At 67.1% G+C, this 16,186-nt stretch carries 17 protein-coding genes; 7 read left to right on the top strand and 10 right to left on the bottom strand.

Going from position 1 to position 16,186, the window contains the following annotated elements; genetic code table 11:
- From TPR58_RS15735 to rpmF, 5 genes are all read right to left on the bottom strand, one after another.
- A complete protein-coding gene (locus TPR58_RS15735) occupies positions 1-345 on the bottom strand; it encodes a MerR family transcriptional regulator (protein WP_346247656.1) in 345 nt (114 codons plus the stop codon).
- Positions 346-356: 11 nt separating this feature from the next.
- Positions 357-656: an integration host factor subunit alpha gene (locus TPR58_RS15730; RefSeq protein WP_346247655.1), complete on the bottom strand. Its 300-nt coding sequence runs from the start codon at positions 654-656 to the stop codon at positions 357-359.
- A 91-nt stretch (positions 657-747) separates the two neighbouring features.
- Positions 748-1,719 (bottom strand): beta-ketoacyl-ACP synthase III, encoded by a 972-nt coding sequence (locus TPR58_RS15725; RefSeq protein ID WP_346247654.1) that lies wholly within the window; start codon positions 1,717-1,719, stop codon positions 748-750.
- A gap of 8 nt (positions 1,720-1,727) precedes the next feature.
- Positions 1,728-2,759, bottom strand: a complete 1,032-nt coding sequence (gene plsX / locus TPR58_RS15720) for a phosphate acyltransferase PlsX (RefSeq protein WP_346247653.1) — start codon at positions 2,757-2,759, stop codon at positions 1,728-1,730.
- Between the two features lie 24 nt (positions 2,760-2,783).
- Entirely contained in the window at positions 2,784-2,963 is a 180-nt protein-coding gene (gene rpmF / locus TPR58_RS15715) for a 50S ribosomal protein L32 (protein WP_346247652.1), read from the bottom strand.
- 209 nt (positions 2,964-3,172) lie between these two features.
- Here rpmF and TPR58_RS15710 point away from each other — a divergent pair, with 209 nt between their 5' ends.
- On the top strand, positions 3,173-3,556 hold the full coding sequence (locus TPR58_RS15710) for an MAPEG family protein (RefSeq protein ID WP_346247651.1): 384 nt from the start codon (positions 3,173-3,175) through the stop codon (positions 3,554-3,556).
- A gap of 150 nt (positions 3,557-3,706) precedes the next feature.
- Here TPR58_RS15710 and TPR58_RS15705 read toward each other — a convergent pair whose 3' ends face one another.
- Positions 3,707-4,369 carry an MBL fold metallo-hydrolase gene (locus tag TPR58_RS15705; protein WP_346247650.1) on the bottom strand — a complete coding sequence of 221 codons (663 nt, stop codon included), beginning with the start codon at positions 4,367-4,369 and terminating at the stop codon, positions 3,707-3,709.
- A gap of 80 nt (positions 4,370-4,449) precedes the next feature.
- On the opposite strand from TPR58_RS15705, the gene pabB reads away from it, so the two are divergent.
- From pabB to msrA, 3 genes are all read left to right on the top strand, one after another.
- The gene (pabB, locus tag TPR58_RS15700) at positions 4,450-6,195 is read left to right on the top strand and encodes an aminodeoxychorismate synthase component I (protein ID WP_346247649.1); all 1,746 of its coding nucleotides are present in this window, start codon (positions 4,450-4,452) and stop codon (positions 6,193-6,195) included.
- A gap of 38 nt (positions 6,196-6,233) precedes the next feature.
- Entirely contained in the window at positions 6,234-7,433 is a 1,200-nt protein-coding gene (locus TPR58_RS15695; protein ID WP_346247648.1) for a pyridoxal phosphate-dependent aminotransferase, read from the top strand.
- 73 nt (positions 7,434-7,506) lie between these two features.
- Positions 7,507-8,160 (top strand): peptide-methionine (S)-S-oxide reductase MsrA, encoded by a 654-nt coding sequence (gene msrA / locus TPR58_RS15690; RefSeq protein WP_428835725.1) that lies wholly within the window; start codon positions 7,507-7,509, stop codon positions 8,158-8,160.
- A 6-nt stretch (positions 8,161-8,166) separates the two neighbouring features.
- Here the strand turns inward: msrA and TPR58_RS15685 are convergent, their stop codons facing one another.
- Positions 8,167-8,571 carry a DUF1489 family protein gene (locus TPR58_RS15685; RefSeq protein ID WP_346247647.1) on the bottom strand — a complete coding sequence of 135 codons (405 nt, stop codon included), beginning with the start codon at positions 8,569-8,571 and terminating at the stop codon, positions 8,167-8,169.
- Between the two features lie 31 nt (positions 8,572-8,602).
- The gene (mgtE, locus tag TPR58_RS15680; protein ID WP_346247646.1) at positions 8,603-10,012 is read right to left on the bottom strand and encodes a magnesium transporter; all 1,410 of its coding nucleotides are present in this window, start codon (positions 10,010-10,012) and stop codon (positions 8,603-8,605) included.
- Positions 10,013-10,124: 112 nt separating this feature from the next.
- Between mgtE and TPR58_RS15675 the strand changes: the two genes are divergently transcribed.
- Positions 10,125-10,580, top strand: a complete 456-nt coding sequence (locus tag TPR58_RS15675) for a peptidylprolyl isomerase (RefSeq protein ID WP_346247645.1) — start codon at positions 10,125-10,127, stop codon at positions 10,578-10,580.
- 46 nt (positions 10,581-10,626) lie between these two features.
- Here the strand turns inward: TPR58_RS15675 and TPR58_RS15670 are convergent, their stop codons facing one another.
- Positions 10,627-11,514, bottom strand: a complete 888-nt coding sequence (locus TPR58_RS15670; protein ID WP_346247644.1) for a LysR substrate-binding domain-containing protein — start codon at positions 11,512-11,514, stop codon at positions 10,627-10,629.
- Between the two features lie 318 nt (positions 11,515-11,832).
- Between TPR58_RS15670 and TPR58_RS15665 the strand changes: the two genes are divergently transcribed.
- Complete coding sequence (locus TPR58_RS15665) at positions 11,833-14,130, top strand: CDC48 family AAA ATPase (RefSeq protein WP_346247643.1); 2,298 nt, start codon at positions 11,833-11,835, stop codon at positions 14,128-14,130.
- Here the strand turns inward: TPR58_RS15665 and TPR58_RS15660 are convergent.
- A complete protein-coding gene (locus TPR58_RS15660) occupies positions 14,081-15,400 on the bottom strand; it encodes an MFS transporter (protein ID WP_346247642.1) in 1,320 nt (439 codons plus the stop codon). The two genes, TPR58_RS15665 and TPR58_RS15660, sit on opposite strands and share 50 nt — an antisense overlap.
- A gap of 98 nt (positions 15,401-15,498) precedes the next feature.
- Between TPR58_RS15660 and TPR58_RS15655 the strand changes: the two genes are divergently transcribed.
- Positions 15,499-16,113 carry a class I SAM-dependent methyltransferase gene (locus tag TPR58_RS15655; protein ID WP_428835724.1) on the top strand — a complete coding sequence of 205 codons (615 nt, stop codon included), beginning with the start codon at positions 15,499-15,501 and terminating at the stop codon, positions 16,111-16,113.
- The last annotated feature ends 73 nt before the right edge of the window (positions 16,114-16,186 follow it).

Here is a 16,186-nt window from a genome sequence, read left to right as displayed (position 1 = left end):
TCAGCCGCCATCCTCTTCGAGCGCCTGGACCAGCGACGCGCGAATCGCGGTGAGCGACCCGCTGCTGCATGCCTTGGGCGCCGGGCCGCGGCCGGGCTTCTCGCTCGCCAGCAGCTTCTGGACCCCGCGGATGGTATAGCCCTCGTCCGCCAGGAGATGGTGGATCCGCTTCACCAGCTCGACATCCTCGGGCCGGTAATAGCGTCGATTGCCGGCGCGGGTGAGCGGCCTCAGCTGGGGAAACCGGGTTTCCCAATAACGCAGGATATGCTGGGGGCGGCCGATCTCCTCGGCCAGCTCGCCAATCGTGCGGAGCGCGCCAGCCGCCTTTCCGGGCGCCGGCATGGCCCTGTCCGTCAGCCGGCCGAGACGATGCGGTCGCGCATCATCTGGCTGGCCCTGAACGTGAGGACGCGGCGCGGCGCGATGGGCACCTCGACTCCGGTCTTCGGATTGCGGCCGATCCGCTCACCCTTGTCGCGAAGGATGAAGCTGCCGAACCCCGAGATCTTGACGTTCTCGCCCTTCGACAACGCTTCGCACATATGGCTGAGAATCTGCTCCACAAGTCGCGCCGCATCGGCACGCGACAGACCAACCTCGCGGTGAAGCGATTCGGCCAGATCAGCTCTCGTCAGCGTGGCGCCAGCGGCCATTGTCCGGAGTCTCCGCGAATGATCAAACTTCTGTCTAACAGATTGTCATGAACCCGCAAACGGGAACATTACGGTACGGCAATGAGCGATTTCAGAAGCGGACGACTGCCGCCCCCCAGGTGAAGCCGCCGCCCATCGCCTCCAGCACGAGCAGGTCGCCTTGCTTGATGCGGCCGTCGCGCACCGCCGTGTCGAGCGCCAGCGGCACCGATGCGGCAGAGGTGTTGGCATGCTGGTCCACGGTCACCACGACCCGCTCCGCCGCCAGGCCGAGCTTGCGCGCGGTCGCGTCGAGGATGCGGGCATTGGCCTGGTGCGGCACGACCCAGTCGACATCGGCCGACGTCAGACCGACGACCGCCAGCGTTTCCTGCATGACCTCGGCCAGGTTGACGACGGCGTGACGGAAGACCTCGCGACCCTTCATCCTGAGCTTGCCGACGGTTCCGGTGGTCGAGGGGCCGCCATCGACATAGAGGAGTTCGTTGTGGCGGCCATCGGCATGGAGCCGGGTCGCCAGGATGCCGCGGCCGGTCGCCTCGTCCGATTCCTGGCCCTCGAGCACGATCGCGCCGGCGCCGTCGCCGAACAGGACGCAGGTGGTGCGATCTTCCCAGTCGAGGATGCGGCTGAATGTCTCCGCACCGATCACCAGTGCGCGACGGTGCGCGCCGACGCGGATCATCGAGTCGGCGACCTGAAGCGCATAGAGAAAGCCCGAGCACACCGCCGCGACGTCGAACGCGACGCAGACGTTGATGCCGAGCGCCGCCTGGACCTTGGTCGCGGTCGCCGGGAAGGTCTGGTCGGGCGTCGCGGTGGCGAGCACGATCAGGTCGATGTCGTCCGCCTCGGCACCGGCAGCGGCCAGCGCTGCGCGGCAGGCGTCGGTCGCGAGGGTTGAGGTGGTTTCGTCCGGGCCCGCCAGATGGCGAAAGCGGATGCCGGTGCGCTCGACGATCCACTCGTCGGTAGTGTCGACGGTCTGGGCCAGTTCGGCATTGGAAACGCGTCGAGCAGGAAGCGCGGTGCCCGTACCGATGATGACCGAACGCAACGTCATATGGAGCCCTAAGCCGCCTTCGCTTCGATGTGGCCGAGATCCTCGGCGATGCGGCGGATCAGATCATCGCGCAGCATCTTCGCGGCGAAGCCGATCGCGGTCGCCACGCCGGTCTCGTTGGCGCTGCCATGGCTCTTCACGACGATGCCGTTCAGGCCGAGAAAAACAGCGCCATTATGGTTGTTGGGATCGAGATGGTGCCGCAGCAATTCGGTCGCGGGCTTCGAGATCAGGAAGCCGATCTTCGAGCGGATCGAGTTGGCGAAGGCGCGACGCAGCAGGTCTGCGACGAATCGCGCCGTACCCTCGACCGTCTTGAGCGCGATATTGCCCGAAAAGCCGTCGCACACGATCACGTCGGTCTCGCCCCGCGACAGCTTGTTGCCTTCGATGAAGCCGCGGAAATCGAGTCGCAGATGGCCCGCCTCGCGCAGGGCGGCGGCGGCCTCGCGGATATTCTCGGTGCCCTTCATCTCCTCGGTGCCGATGTTCAGCAGCGAGACCCGGGGGCGCTCGAGGTCCAGCGCGGTGCGCGCATAGGCGGCACCCATCACCGCGAACTGGACGAGGTTGCGGGCATCGACCTCGGTATTGGCGCCCAGGTCGAGCATGACCGTGTCGGTCTCGCCCAGGCTGGGCATCAGCGCGGCCAACGCCGGGCGGTCGATACCCTTCATCGTTCGCAGGGAGAGCTTCGACATCGCCATCAGCGCGCCGGTATTGCCCGACGACACCGCGGCGCCCGCCTTGCCCTGCTTCACCAGGTCGATGGCGATCCCCATCGAGGTGGTGCGGGCACGGCGAATCGCCTGGCTCGGCTTCTCGTCCGACCGGATCACGTCAGGGGCGTGAACGATCTCGGACGCGGCCGTCAGGTTCGGGTGAGTCGCAAGTCCCTCGCGGATCTGCGCCTCGTCGCCGACGAGGTAGAAATGAATCCCCTCGTACCGGCGCCGCGCAGCCGCGACGCCTGCCAGCATCACGGCGATACCCCCATCACCGCCCATCGCATCGACGGCGATTCGCGAGGGTGTCGTCATGCTGTCAGGCCCCTGTTGTCAGGCTCAGGCCTCGACGGACGTGATCTCACGGCCGTTATAGTGGCCGCAGGCGCCGCACAGGACGTGCGGACGCTTGAGCTCGCCACAATTCGGGCATTCCTGGAACGCCTCGACCTTGAGGGCGTCGTGCGCCCGACGCATGCCACGCCGCGACGGCGAAGTCTTTCTCTTGGGAACGGCCATTTCGGCAAACCTTCTTAGAACTGACTGTCAATATCGGGTTCGCGATACGCCCACGAGGAGTTCCGGGCAAGCGACGGTCCAGGCCGGCCGCTCGCCGGACCAGATGGACAGGTCACGAAGCGAGCGTGCGCCTATACCGATTCCTGACGCAGTTGCAAGGCTGTCCACAGCCGTGTGACGCTATATGCAGGATCGAAAGGGGATTCTTCATGACTTTGCTTCCCGTGACCTTGACCGCGGCCGGCGCCGCAGCACTGATCAACCTGTGGCTGGGCGTCCGGATCGGGCGAATCCGCATCCGCGAGCGGATTTCGGTCGGCGATGGCGGCAATGACCGGCTGAACGCGCGGATGCGGGCGCATTCGAACTTCGCCGAATATGTCCCGCTCGTCCTGATCCTGATCGGCCTGCTCGAACTCGCGCTGGGGACCAGCCTGTGGCTGTGGATCGCGGCGGCGCTGTTCATCCTGGGCCGCGTCGCCCATCCGTTCGGCATGGACGGATTCATGCCCGCCCGGCAATTCGGCGCCGCGACGACGATGCTGGGAATGCTGGCGCTGGGGATCGCGGCGATCGTCACCGCCTGGTACTGACACCGTTTGGGATGCGCCTGTCGGCGCATTGCGGCACCGGCCCGCTCCCCCACCCGACCACCCATAGAATACTGCCGTTGGGTGGTCGGGTGGGGGAGCGGGCCGGTGCGGGACCAAAAATCGCTCTTTCGCGATTTTTCATGCCGGGCCTCAGGACCGGGCGAGCACCGAATCCGCGACATGGGGATTGGACTGCCGCTCGCGCGCGAAATTACTGAGCGGGCCATGCCCGGGGACGAACACCGTGTCCCCGCCCAGCGGCCACAGCTTGCCGACGATCGCGTCGATCAGCTGCTGGTGATTGCCCCGCGGGAAATCGGTCCGCCCGATCGAGCCCCGGAACAGGACGTCGCCGACCGTCGCGAACTTCGACGGCGCATGATGGAACACGACATGGCCCGGCGTGTGACCGGGACAATGATAGACGTCGAGCACCAGGTCCCCGACCGCGACATCGTCGCCATCGACCAGCCAGCGATTCGGCTCGAACGGCATGCCCTGCACGCCATAGTTGCGGCCGTCCTCCTCCAGCCGGTCGATCCAGAATCGATCGGCCTCGTGCGGCCCCTCGATCGGGACGCCCAGTTCGGCAGCAAAGACGCCGGCCGAGCCGCAATGATCGATATGCCCGTGCGTGATCAGGATCTTCTCGATCGTGACGCCATGCTGTCGAATCACCTCGCGCAGCTTGTCGAGATCGCCGCCGGGATCGACAAAGGCGCCCCGCATCGTGCGCGTGCACCACAGGAGGGTGCAGTTCTGCTGGAGCGGCGTGACGGGCACGATCGCGGCGCGCATCGGGAGAGTCGGCATGGCGCCGCTGATAGGCAGGGGCAAGGCGCGGAGCAACACGGGGTTGCCCCGAGCGACCGCGACCGGCATGCGGTCCTGCCATGCTGCCGGATTCCCCTTTCGTGCTGCTCGACGATGCGCGTCCCGGCGGGCGCGCGCGTCTCTATGCCGATCCGGTCGAGATCGTCGAGGCTCGAACCGAAGCCGAGGTTCACGCGGCGCTGGAGCGGATCCGGACCAGCGGCCGGCACGCCGCCGGCTATCTGACCTATGAGGCAGGTGCGGCGTTCGAGCCACAGGGCCAGGCGGGCAGCGGCAGCAATACGCCGCTGCTGTGGTTCGGGCTGTTCGATGGCTATCGCGAGATCGACGTGCCCGCCCTGCTTCCCGACCCCGCGGGCGCCTGGGCCGGGCCGGCAGAACCGCAGATCGGCCGCACCCGCTATGGCGAGCAGTTCGCGCGTGTGATCGACCTGATCCAGGCCGGCGATATTTATCAGGCGAATCTGACCTTTCGGGCCGCGGTGCGCTGGGCAGGCGCGCCCGCCGCGCTCTATGCGTTGTTGCGGGGCCGGGCGAGCGCGGGCCATGGCGCGCTGGTCGCCACCGGCGACCGCTGGCTGCTGTCGCTGTCGCCCGAATCCTTCTTCTCGCTGGACCAGGGCGTGCTGACCGCCCGGCCGATGAAGGGGACGGCGCTGCGCGGCGCGACCGATGCCGAGGATCGCATACTGGCCGCGGAACTGGCGGCCGACCCGAAGCAGCGCGCCGAGAATCTGATGATCGTCGACCTGATGCGCAACGATCTGGGGCGGGTCGCGCGGCCGGGTTCGGTCGCGGTGCCGCAATTGTTCGAGGTCGAGCGCTATCCGACGGTCCATCAGATGGTATCGACCGTGACCGCGCGGCTGGCCGACGGGCTCGACGCGATCGATGCGCTGGCGGCGCTGTTTCCGTGCGGGTCGATCACCGGCGCGCCGAAGATCCGGGCGATGCAGGTCATCGGCGAGGTCGAGGGCGAGCCGCGCAACCTCTATACCGGGTCGATCGGCCGGATCGACCCGGACGGCGATGCAAGCTTCAATGTCGCGATCCGCACGCTCAGCATCGACTCGGAGGGCGGCTCGGCGACACTCGGCCTGGGGTCAGGCGTGGTGGCCGATTCGCAGGTCGACGAGGAATGGGCGGAATGCCTCGCCAAGGGCGCGTTCGTGACCGCGGGCGAGACCGGGTTCGACCTGATCGAGACGATGGCGTTCGACCCCGAAGCCGGGATCCTGCTGCTCGAGCGCCATCTGGCGCGGATGAAGGCGAGCGCGCAGCGCTTCGGCTTCAGTTTCGACCGGCACGGGGTGCGCAACGAGCTTCAGGCCGCGACCTTCCGGCTGCGCGACGCGTCGCGAATCCGGCTGTTGCTCGCGCGATCGGGGGCGATCGCGATCGGCATCGCGCCGATGCCCGAGAGTCCCGCGGAACCGGTACCCGTCGCGATCCTGCCGAGGACCGTCGCCCGACACGATTTCCGCCTGGTCCACAAGACCAGCCGGCGCGACCTTTATCCAAAGGTGCCGCAAGCGTTCGAGACGCTCTATGTCGATGACGAGGGGTTCCTGACCGAGGGCAGCTTCACCTCGATCTTCGTCGAGCGGGGCGGGGTTCTGGTGACGCCGCCGCTGTCGCGCGGGCTGCTGCCCGGGGTGTTGCGCGGCGAGCTTCTAGAAACCGGCCGTGCGATCGAGGGCGAGCTTCGCCCCGAGGACCTGGACGGCGGCTTTTTCATCGGCAACGCGCTTCGCGGACTCGTAACCGCCGTTACATTTGCGCATCGCACAAACCGGAGCGTATAGGCGCGGCGCTTTCTCCTCAAAGACAGGCGCCCTGACCGATGAAGACTTCCGCTGCGCTCGACCGTATCCAGCCCTCCGCCACGCTCGCGATTACCGCCCGGGTGAACGAGCTGAAGGCGAGCGGCGTGGACGTGATCGGCCTGGGCGCGGGCGAGCCGGACTTCGACACCCCCGACTATATCCAGGACGCGGCCATCGCGGCGATCCGTTCGGGCCAGACGCGCTACACCAATGTCGACGGCACCGCCGAGCTGAAGGCGGCGATCGTGGCCAAGTTCAAGCGCGACAACGGACTCGACTATACGACGCAGCAGATCAGCGTGAATGTCGGCGGCAAGCACACGCTGTTCAACGCGCTGGTCGCCACGGTCGAGGCAGGCGACGAGGTGATCGTGCCCGCGCCCTATTGGGTCAGCTATCCCGATATCGTCCAGTTCGCGGGCGGCACGCCGGTCTTCATCCAGGCCGGCGCCGACCAGAATTACAAGATCACCCCGGCGCAGCTCGACGCCGCAATCACGCCGCGCACCAAGTGGCTGGTGCTGAACTCGCCGTCCAACCCGACCGGCGCCGCCTATTCGGCGGACGAGCTCAAGGCGCTGGGCGAGGTGCTCGAACGGCACCCGCAGGTGTGGATCATGGCCGACGATATGTACGAGCATATCATCTATGACGGCTTCCAGTTCGCGACGATCGCCCAGGTCTGTCCGTCTTTGTACGACCGCACCCTGACGGTGAACGGCTGTTCCAAGGCCTATTCGATGACCGGCTGGCGGATCGGCTTCGCCGGCGGCGCGCCCTGGCTGATCAAGGCGATGGGCAAGCTCCAGTCGCAGTCCACTTCGAACCCCTGCTCGATCGCGCAGGCGGCGGCGACCGCGGCGCTGAACGGCGACCAGGGCTTCCTGGCCGGGCGCAACGAGGCGTTCCGCGGCCGGCGCGACCTGGTGGTGTCGATGCTCAATGCGATCGACGGCATGACCTGCCCGACGCCCGAGGGCGCCTTCTACGTCTATCCCGAATTCTCCGGGCTGATGGGCAAGACCACGCCCAAGGGCAAGCGGATCACCACCGACGAGGAAATGGTCGGCTATTTCCTCGACGAGGCGCGCGTCGCCGCGGTGCACGGAGCCGCCTTCGGCCTCTCGCCGGCGATGCGGATCAGCTATGCCACGTCGAACGAGATCCTGCGCGAGGCGTGCGAGCGCATCCAGACGGCCTGCGCCGCGCTGCGCTGACCTCTTGCATCTTCGCGAAGGCTTCCGACCTAAGGGTTGGTAAAGTCTCGCGAAGATGATGAGGATTGCGCCCATGACCCGTGGTTTCTCCCTCCTGGCCGCAGCAGGGCTGGCGCTGCTCGTTCCCGCCAGCATGGCGCGCGCCGACGGCGCGGTCGCCATCCCGAAGTCGAAGGTCGATGTCGGCGGGGTGAAAGGGCTGCAGAGCGCGGTGTTCGCCGGCGGCTGCTTCTGGGGCATGGAAGCGGTGTTCGAACAGGTGAAGGGCGTGCGCTCGGTCACCACCGGCTATGCCGGCGGCAGCCGCGCCGACGCGACCTATGACCGCGTCTCGACCGAGCGCACCGGCCATGCCGAATCGATCCGCATCACCTATGATCCGGCGCAGGTCAGCTACGCCACCCTGCTGCGCATCTTCTTCTCTGTCGCGCACGACCCGACCGAGCTGAACCGCCAGACGCCCGATGTCGGCCCCAGCTATCGCTCGGCGATCTTCCCGCAGAACGAGCCGCAGCGCCGCGTTGCGGGCGCCTATATCGGCCAGTTGAACGCGGCCCATGCCTTTGCGAAGCCGATCGCGACGAAGATCCAGACCGGCACCTTCTACCCGGCCGAGGCCTATCACCAGGATTTCGCGCGGCGGAATCCGTCGCATCCCTATATCGTTCGCTGGGACAAGCCGAAGGTGGCCGCGTTCCGCGCCGCCTATCCGGCGCTCGCCAGATAGGCCGGGCTAGATCAGGCCCATCGAGGCGAGTTCGCCGGCCAGGTGCGGCGGCAGGTCGCTGATGCCGCCTGCGCCGCTGCCAAGGTCTGCGGGCGCGTCTACACCCTCGAGATAGCGCCAGCCCTGATGCGCGCGCTTGGGCCGCGCCTGGACCAGGATCAGCTTCGATTCGAGGATGATCGAGGTGCGCCCGCCCTCCGCCTCGCCGAATCCGAGGATCGGCGAGCGCGCCGCCAGCTGATGCTTGACGATCCAGTAGAGCGATCCGCCCTCGATCTCGACATGGCGCTTGGGCAGATAGCGGGTCGTCATCTCGAACCGGTCGGCGACCGCAGCGCGCGCAGCGATCCGGGCGGCAAGCGTGTCCACGCTGTCGCAGCCAAAGGCGACCTTGGTGATGCTGAGCGGCATGGTCCCGATCTGGGTGCGCGGACGCCCGCGATCAAGCGGTCAGGCCGGCAGCGGTCGCGAGTCCGAGAAAGACGAGGAAGCCCATCGAGTCGGTCGTCATCGTCACGAAGATCGACGAGGCGACCGCCGGGTCGGCATTGAAGCGATCCATCGTCAGCGGCACGATGACCCCCGCCAGGCCCGCGATCAGGATGTTGGTCATCATCGCCGCAGCGATCACCCCGCCCAGCGCCGGGTTCTGGAAGACGAGCGCGACCGCGCAGCCCAGCACGACGGCGATGGTCGATCCGTTGAGCAGGGCGACCAGGATCTCGCGCCGGATGGTGCGCATGCTGTTCGAATCGGTGAGCTGATTGGTCGCCAGCGCGCGCACCGTCACCGCCATCGTCTGCGTCCCGGCATTGCCGCCGACCCCCGCAACGATCGGCATCAGCGCGGCGAGCGTCACCATGCGCGAGATCGTCCCCTCGAACATGCTGATGATCGTCGCCGCGACCAGCGCCGTCCCCAGATTCGCGATCAGCCAGCGGACGCGCGCCTTGTACGAATCCAGCACCGGCTCGTTGATGTCGCCGTCGCCGGCACCGGACAGCAGCAGCGCGTCCTCGCCCGCTTCCTCGGAGATGATGTGGACCACGTCGTCGACGGTGATCATGCCGACCAGCCGACCGCTGGCATCGACCACCGCCGCCGAGATCAGTGCATATTTCTGGAAGCGCAGCGCGACTTCCTCCTGGTCCATCTCGACCGGAATCAGCGTCTGCTCGCGCTTCATGACATCGCTGAGCGAGACGCCGCGCGGCGTCCGCAGGATCCACGACAATTCGCACGTGCCGATCGGCTTGTGCGCCGGATCGACCACGAAGATCTCCCAGAAGTCGGTGGTCAGATCCTCGTTGCCGCGCAGATAGTCGAGGACGTGCCCGACCGTCCAATGCTCGGGCACCGCGATCAGCTCGCGCTGCATCAGGCGGCCGGCGGATTCCTCGGGATAGGACAGCGCCTCCTCGATCGCGGCGCGGTCGTCGGGATCGAGCGCGCGCAGCACCGCGCGCTGATCCTCTTCCTCCATGTCCTCGATGATCGCGACGGCGTCGTCGGTATCGAGTTCGGCGGCGATGTCCGCGACCTGGTGCGGCTCGAGCGCGTCGATCAGGTCCTCGCGGACATAATCGTTCATCTCGGCGAACACGTCGCCGTCGAGAAGGTCGGTCACCGCGCGCGCCAGGTCGCGCCGCTCCTCGTGCGAGGCGAGTTCGAACAGATCGGCGATGTCGGCGGGATGCAGCGGTTCGACCAGCGCACGCGCCGCCTCGTCGTCGCCATTCTGCACCGCATCGAGCACGGCACGGACGAATTCCGGCTTCAGCCGATCGTCCTCGTCAAGCTCGCTTTCGGCAACGCCCGGCGCATCCTGGATGTCGGTATCGGTCTCGCTCATCGTCGACCTCCCGGGTCCGCTGCACCTGTATGCTGGGGCCTTACGCGCAAGGGGGGGATTTGCAAGTCGGGGACATCGCGCCTACCTGCGAGCCGACTTCCAGGAGATCTTCATGTCCGACTTCTCGACCCTTACGCTCACCCTCGACAGCGGCGGCGACGTCGTGATCAAGCTGCGGCCCGACCTGGCGCCCAAGCATGTCGAGCGCATCGCCAGCCTCGCCAATTCGGGTTTCTACGATAATGTCGTGTTCCACCGCGTGATCGACGGCTTCATGGCGCAGGGCGGCGATCCGACCGGCACTGGCACCAGCGGCTCGAAGGAACCGAACCTGCCGGCAGAATTCAGCAGCGAGCCGCACGTCCGCGGCGTCTGCTCGATGGCGCGCACGATGGACCCGAACAGCGCCAATTCGCAGTTCTTCATCTGCCTTGACGACGCGACCTTCCTCGACCGCCAGTACACGGTGTGGGGCGAAGTGACGCAGGGCATGGAGCATGTCGACGCGCTGCCCAAGGGTGAGCCGCCGCGCACCCCCGGCAAGATCCTGAAGGCGACTGCCGCCTGAGTTGAAAAGGCCCTTCCTCGACACGAGGAGGGGCCCTTTTTCCGGTTCAGTCGATCGCGCCGAGCGCGGTGATCAGCCAGTCGTGGAAGATCCGTACCGGCCGCATCGCCAGTGCGCGCGGGCGACAGACGAACCAGTAGCTATAGTGACTCTCGACCGTCAGGTCGAACAGCTGGACCAGCCGCTCGTCCCGTGCCGCCTCGAAATGCGATTCGAGCATGAACGCGACGCCCAGGCCCTGCGCCGCCGCCTCCAGCATCAGCGTCCCCGAATCGAAATGATCGACCGCCGCCGGCTCCAGGTCGGGCAGTCCCGCCGCGACGCGCCACTGGGTAAAGGTGTCCGCCATATCGCGGTGCACCAGTGCGGTGAGGCCCGTCAGCTGTTCGGGACGCGTCACCGGATTCGGCCCCTCGACGAGCGTCCGCGCGCCGATGACATGCACCCGGTTGCGGTCGAGCCGCTTGGCATACAGCCCGGGATCGACATCGCGCGCCAGCACGATCGCCGCGTCGAGCCCGTCGCCCAGCCGAGCGACGCCGTGGCCGCCGGTATCGACGTCCAGGTGCAGCTCCGGATGGCGCCGTTTGAGGTCGGGCAGATGCGGCATCAACCGCTGGGTCGCGAACAGCGGCAGGATGCCCAGGCGAAGGCGCAGCAATTCGGTGCCGCTCGTCATCGTCTCGACCGCGTCGGTCATCGAATCGAGCGCCGGCGCGATCATCGCCAGCAGCCGGTCGCCATCGTCATTGAGCTTGAGCGCCTGGTGGCGCCGTTCGAACAGCGGCTTGCCGATGAACCGCTCGAGCGCCTGGACCCGGCGGCTGAGCGCGGGCGAGGACAAGGCGAGTTCCTCCGCGGCTGCCTTGATCGATCCCAGGCGTGCGACCTGGACGAAGGCTTCGATGGCGGTCAGGGGCGGCAAGCGTCGCATGGCGCATTCCATTGTGCACTGCATCAAAACATCTGCAAGGGGTCGAGTGCCCGAGGCCGCTCTTTCCGTGCAACGCCACTATCCGGGAGCAATGTTACGATTGCAAGTCATGCAATCGCACCCAATTCTTTTCGCACTTGCACAATGCTGCGCCGCAGCACATATAGAGCAGGCCTTTCAGGCATCCTCTCCTAAAACTTTCCAAAGGCCGCCCTTCGGGGCGGCCATTTTTTTGCCTGCGATCCTTCCGGTGATCGTGGCACTCTCGGAACCCGGACCCTATCTTGCGACTTCCTTGTCCAAGGGAGACGATACGATATGGCCGATGACGAGAGAGCCGGCACACGCAAGCTGCAGGTCGCGAATTCGCGACCGGAAGACAGCGGCCGTGGCCTGGCGCATGTGCCGCGCAGCATGATGGCCGCGCTGGCGCTGAACGAAGGCGACGTCATCGAGATCGTCGGCAAGCGCACGACCCCCGCGCGGGCGGTCTTCCCCTATGCCGAGGACGAGGGCCTCGAGCTGCTGCGCATCGACGGCCTGCAGCGCGCCAATGCCGGCGTCGGCTCGGGCGACTTCGTCGAGGTGCGCCGCGCCGAGTCCAAGCCCGCGACCCGCATCGTCTTCGCCCCGGCCCAGGCCAATCTGCGGCTGCAGGGATCGGGCAACGCGCTGAAGCGCACCTTCTTCGGCCGGCCGCTGTGCCAGGGCGACACCGTCGCCACCGCCGGGCAGCAGCGCGTCGCGGACATGCCGCCCAATGTCGCGCAATATCTGCGCGCGCCGGCCTATGCGCTGCAGGAAATCCGGCTGACGGTGATCACCGCCAGTCCCAAGGGCATCGTCCATATCGACGAGAATACCGAGGTCGAGCTGCGTCCCGAATATGAGGAGCTGCAGACCCATCGCCGTGCCGACGTCACCTATGACGATATCGGCGGCATGGGGCCGACGATCGACCAGCTGCGCGAGATGGTCGAGCTGCCGCTGCGCTATCCCGAGCTGTTCCAGCGGCTGGGCGTCGATCCGCCCAAGGGCGTCCTCCTCCATGGCCCGCCCGGCACCGGCAAGACCCGGCTGGCCCGTGCGGTGGCGAACGAGAGCGATGCCAATTTCCACCTGATCAACGGTCCCGAGATCATGGGATCGGCCTATGGCGAATCCGAGAAGCGGCTGCGCGACGTGTTCGAGCAGGCGAACAAGGATGCGCCGTCGATCGTGTTCATCGACGAGATCGATTCGATCGCGCCGAAACGCGGCCAGGTGTCGGGCGAAGCGGAAAAGCGGCTGGTCGCCCAGCTGCTGACGCTGATGGACGGGCTGGAGGCGCGCGCCAATGTCGTCGTCATCGCCGCGACCAACAGGCCGGAGGCGATCGACGAGGCGCTGCGCCGTCCGGGCCGGTTCGACCGCGAGATCGTGGTCGGCGTTCCCGACGATCGTGGCAGGCGCGAGATCCTGGGCATCCATACCCGCGGCATGCCGCTGGACGAGGATGTCGACCTGAACGAGCTGGCCGGGACGACCTATGGCTTTGTCGGCGCCGATCTCGCCGCGCTGACCCGCGAGGCGGCGATCGAGGCGGTGCGGCGGATCATGCCCAGGCTGAACCTGTCCGAGGGCACGATCCCGCCCGAGGTGCTCGACACGCTGTCGGTCACGCGCGAGGACTTCATCGAGGCGATGCGCCGGGTCCAGCCTTCGGCGATGCGCGAGGTGATGGTGCAGGCGCCGACGGTGCGCTGGGAGGATGTCGGCGGACTCGACGATGCGCAGATGCGCCTGAAGGAAAGCGTCGAGCTGCCGATGAAGGACCCGGATGCGTTCCGCCGGCTGGGCATCCGTCCGGCCAAGGGCTTCCTGCTCTATGGCCCGCCGGGCACCGGCAAGACGCTGCTGGCCAAGGCGGTCGCGCGCGAGGCGGAGGCGAACTTCATCGCGACCAAATCGTCCGACCTGCTGAGCAAATGGTATGGCGAGAGCGAGCAGCAGATCGCCAAGCTGTTCTCCCGCGCCCGCCAGGTCGCGCCGTGCGTGATCTTCATCGACGAGCTCGACAGCCTCGTGCCCGCGCGCGGCGGCGGGCTGGGCGAGCCGCAGGCGACCGAGCGCGTGGTCAACACGATCCTGGCCGAGATGGACGGGCTGGAGGAACTTCAGTCGGTGGTGGTCATCGGCGCGACCAACCGGCCGAACCTGATCGACCCGGCCTTGCTTCGCCCCGGCCGGTTCGACGAATGGATCTATGTCGGCGTCCCCGATGCCGAGGGTCGCCGCCGGATCCTGACGATCCAGACGGCGAAGATGCCGCTGGCGAGCGATGTCGACCTTGGCGAGGTGGCGGCGCGGACCGAGCGCTATACGGGTGCCGATCTGGGTGACGTGGTGCGTCGGGCAGGCCTGGCGGCGCTGCGCCAGTCGCTGACCAGCACCGAGGTGACGATGGACCATTTCGAAGAGGCGCTGCGCGACTCCCGCGCCACCGTCACGCCCGAGATGGAAGCCGATTATGCGTCGATCAAGGACCGGATGAAGGCCAATGCCGCGTCGATGCAGCCGATCGGCTTCATCGCTCCGGGAATGCTTCAGGGTCGCGGTCCGAAGGGGTCAGACTGATCCAGGCATAGACCGTCACCGCGACCAGCCCGATCGCGGCGGCGAGATAGGGCAGGGGCCGCCAGAGTTCGTACATCCCGACCCCGATCGAGGGGCCGAGAACGAAGGCGGCCCCGTTGATCGAGGTGACCTTGCCGGCGACGGCGCCCTGCGCCTCGGGGCCCACGGCCAGCGAGGACCCGGCCGTATAGCCGGGCCGGACGAAGCCGAAGCCGAGCGAGGCGAGCGCATAGCCGAGCGCGATGCCGTACAGCGACTCCGCGGTCCCGGTCGCGATGCATCCGACCGCGGCGATCGCCATGCCCCACAGCGCGAGCGCGCGTGGCTTGAGGTCCAGCAGCGGGATCAGGCCCCATTGCGCCAGCAGCGCCGATCCGGCGCCCATCATCAGCACCAGCCCGGTCGGTTCGAGCGCCGCGACCGGATCGACCGCGAGCCGGTCGATCACCAGGAAGCCGACTGCCTGGCTGGTCATTGCCTGGGCATGACCCATGACCAGCCCGATCACGATCCAGATGCGGATGCGCGGGTCGAAATAGCCGATCTTGACCACCGCTCCCTCGGCCGTCGCCGCCGTCACGCTTGCGCCGCTGCTCTGGCCGCCGATCGTCGGATAGGCGGTGGCGGCACCGTGCGAGGCCGTTTCCTCGCGCGGCAGGTAGCGCAGCACCGCAATCCAGATGGCTGCGCCGACCATCGCAAAGGCGAAGGCAGGCCCCGCAAGCCCGACCTCGGGGCCGCCCGGCCAGAGATCGCCGATCACGAGATAGGGCGCCACCGCCGGGCCGATGATCGTGCCCAGCCCGAAGGCCGAGGCGAGCAGGGTCAGTGCCTTGGTGCGCTCCTCACGGCTGGTGCGGCCCGCAACCAGCGCCTGCACCGCCGGCGGCGCGGCCGAACCGAAGCTGCCATAGATCACCCGGCCGAGGATGAAGGCGAGGAAGGTGGCGAGCGGGGCCAGCCAGCCATTGATGCCGGCCATCAGGAACAGGCCGCACAGGAACAGCGAAAGGGTGAAGCCACCGATTCCGACCAGGACCATCGCCCGCCGGCCATGCCGGTCCGATCGCGCCGCCCAGAAGGGCGCTGCGATCACCCACAGCAGCGCCGAGACCGAAAATACCGCCGCGACCACCGCATCGGGTGCCCCCAATCGCCGTCCCAGGGCGGGAAGGACGGTCTGCAGCGCGGTATTTCCCATTGCGATGACGAGCATCACCGCGAAAAGCAGGATGAAGGTCGTATCGAACCGCGCTGGTCGCATATTCATGTCCATACGGCCTAAAGCGTTCGCAGCTTGGCGCAACCATCGCAGATCGAGCCCGTTCCCTCTCGACTGGCGGCGCAACTCCATGCAATGGAAAAGTCATGAATTCGACGTCCCGTTCGCTCGGCCGCTCAAAGCGCCGTTCCGCGTCCAGTGCCTCTTCGCGTGGCCTGTTCCTCAAGAACTTCCTGAAGCACCCGGCGATGGTGGCCTCCATCGTCCCGTCTTCGGCGCGGACGATCCGGCGCATGCTCGACCCGGTCGATTGGGCCAAGACCGACGTCTTCGTCGAATATGGTCCCGGCGTCGGCACCTTCTGCCAGGCGGTGCTCGACCGGCTGAAGCCGGATGCGACCTATATCGCGATCGATCCCAACCCCGACTTCGTCCAGCATCTGAAACAGTCGTTCCATGATTCGCGCTTCGTCCTGGTCCAGGGCTCGGCGGAGGATGTCGTCGAGATCCTGAAGACCCAGGGGTTCGACCATGCCGACTATGTCCTGTCGGGCCTGCCCTTCTCGACCCTGCCCCCCGGCGTCGGCGATTCCATCGCGCGAGAGACGGCACGGGCGTTGCGTCCCGGCGGCGCCTTCCTGGTCTATCAGTTCAATCCCAAGGTCCGGAATTTCTTCGAGCCGCATATCCCGAAGATCGATTCCGCCGTCGAATGGTGGAACGTTCCCCCCGCCCAGCTGTGGTGGGCCTGGAAGGAATAGGGCGGCGTGCCGACAGGCGCGCTTCTTCCCAGCATTGGTTCCGATCGACCGCCGGCCAGATACCCGGTCGGTC

Source organism: Sphingomonas rustica (assembly GCF_039652585.1).
Classification (GTDB): Bacteria; Pseudomonadota; Alphaproteobacteria; order Sphingomonadales; family Sphingomonadaceae; genus Sphingomonas; species Sphingomonas rustica.
This window is presented reverse-complemented; position numbering and strand designations above follow the sequence as displayed.

Coding starts and splice junctions, on each gene's coding strand:
- TPR58_RS15675 (WP_346247645.1), top strand. CDS start 10,125: ATGTCCGACTTCTCGACCCTTACGCTCACCCTCGACAGCGGCGGCGAC.
- TPR58_RS15695 (WP_346247648.1), top strand. CDS start 6,234: ATGAAGACTTCCGCTGCGCTCGACCGTATCCAGCCCTCCGCCACGCTC.
- plsX (WP_346247653.1), bottom strand. CDS start 2,759: ATGACGACACCCTCGCGAATCGCCGTCGATGCGATGGGCGGTGATGGG.
- TPR58_RS15660 (WP_346247642.1), bottom strand. CDS start 15,400: ATGAATATGCGACCAGCGCGGTTCGATACGACCTTCATCCTGCTTTTC.
- TPR58_RS15685 (WP_346247647.1), bottom strand. CDS start 8,571: ATGCCGCTCAGCATCACCAAGGTCGCCTTTGGCTGCGACAGCGTGGAC.
- msrA (WP_428835725.1), top strand. CDS start 7,507: ATGACCCGTGGTTTCTCCCTCCTGGCCGCAGCAGGGCTGGCGCTGCTC.
- TPR58_RS15725 (WP_346247654.1), bottom strand. CDS start 1,719: ATGACGTTGCGTTCGGTCATCATCGGTACGGGCACCGCGCTTCCTGCT.
- TPR58_RS15705 (WP_346247650.1), bottom strand. CDS start 4,369: ATGCCGACTCTCCCGATGCGCGCCGCGATCGTGCCCGTCACGCCGCTC.
- mgtE (WP_346247646.1), bottom strand. CDS start 10,012: ATGAGCGAGACCGATACCGACATCCAGGATGCGCCGGGCGTTGCCGAA.
- rpmF (WP_346247652.1), bottom strand. CDS start 2,963: ATGGCCGTTCCCAAGAGAAAGACTTCGCCGTCGCGGCGTGGCATGCGT.
- pabB (WP_346247649.1), top strand. CDS start 4,450: ATGCTGCCGGATTCCCCTTTCGTGCTGCTCGACGATGCGCGTCCCGGC.
- TPR58_RS15710 (WP_346247651.1), top strand. CDS start 3,173: ATGACTTTGCTTCCCGTGACCTTGACCGCGGCCGGCGCCGCAGCACTG.
- TPR58_RS15735 (WP_346247656.1), bottom strand. CDS start 345: ATGCCGGCGCCCGGAAAGGCGGCTGGCGCGCTCCGCACGATTGGCGAG.
- TPR58_RS15670 (WP_346247644.1), bottom strand. CDS start 11,514: ATGCGACGCTTGCCGCCCCTGACCGCCATCGAAGCCTTCGTCCAGGTC.
- TPR58_RS15665 (WP_346247643.1), top strand. CDS start 11,833: ATGGCCGATGACGAGAGAGCCGGCACACGCAAGCTGCAGGTCGCGAAT.
- TPR58_RS15655 (WP_428835724.1), top strand. CDS start 15,499: ATGAATTCGACGTCCCGTTCGCTCGGCCGCTCAAAGCGCCGTTCCGCG.
- TPR58_RS15730 (WP_346247655.1), bottom strand. CDS start 656: ATGGCCGCTGGCGCCACGCTGACGAGAGCTGATCTGGCCGAATCGCTT.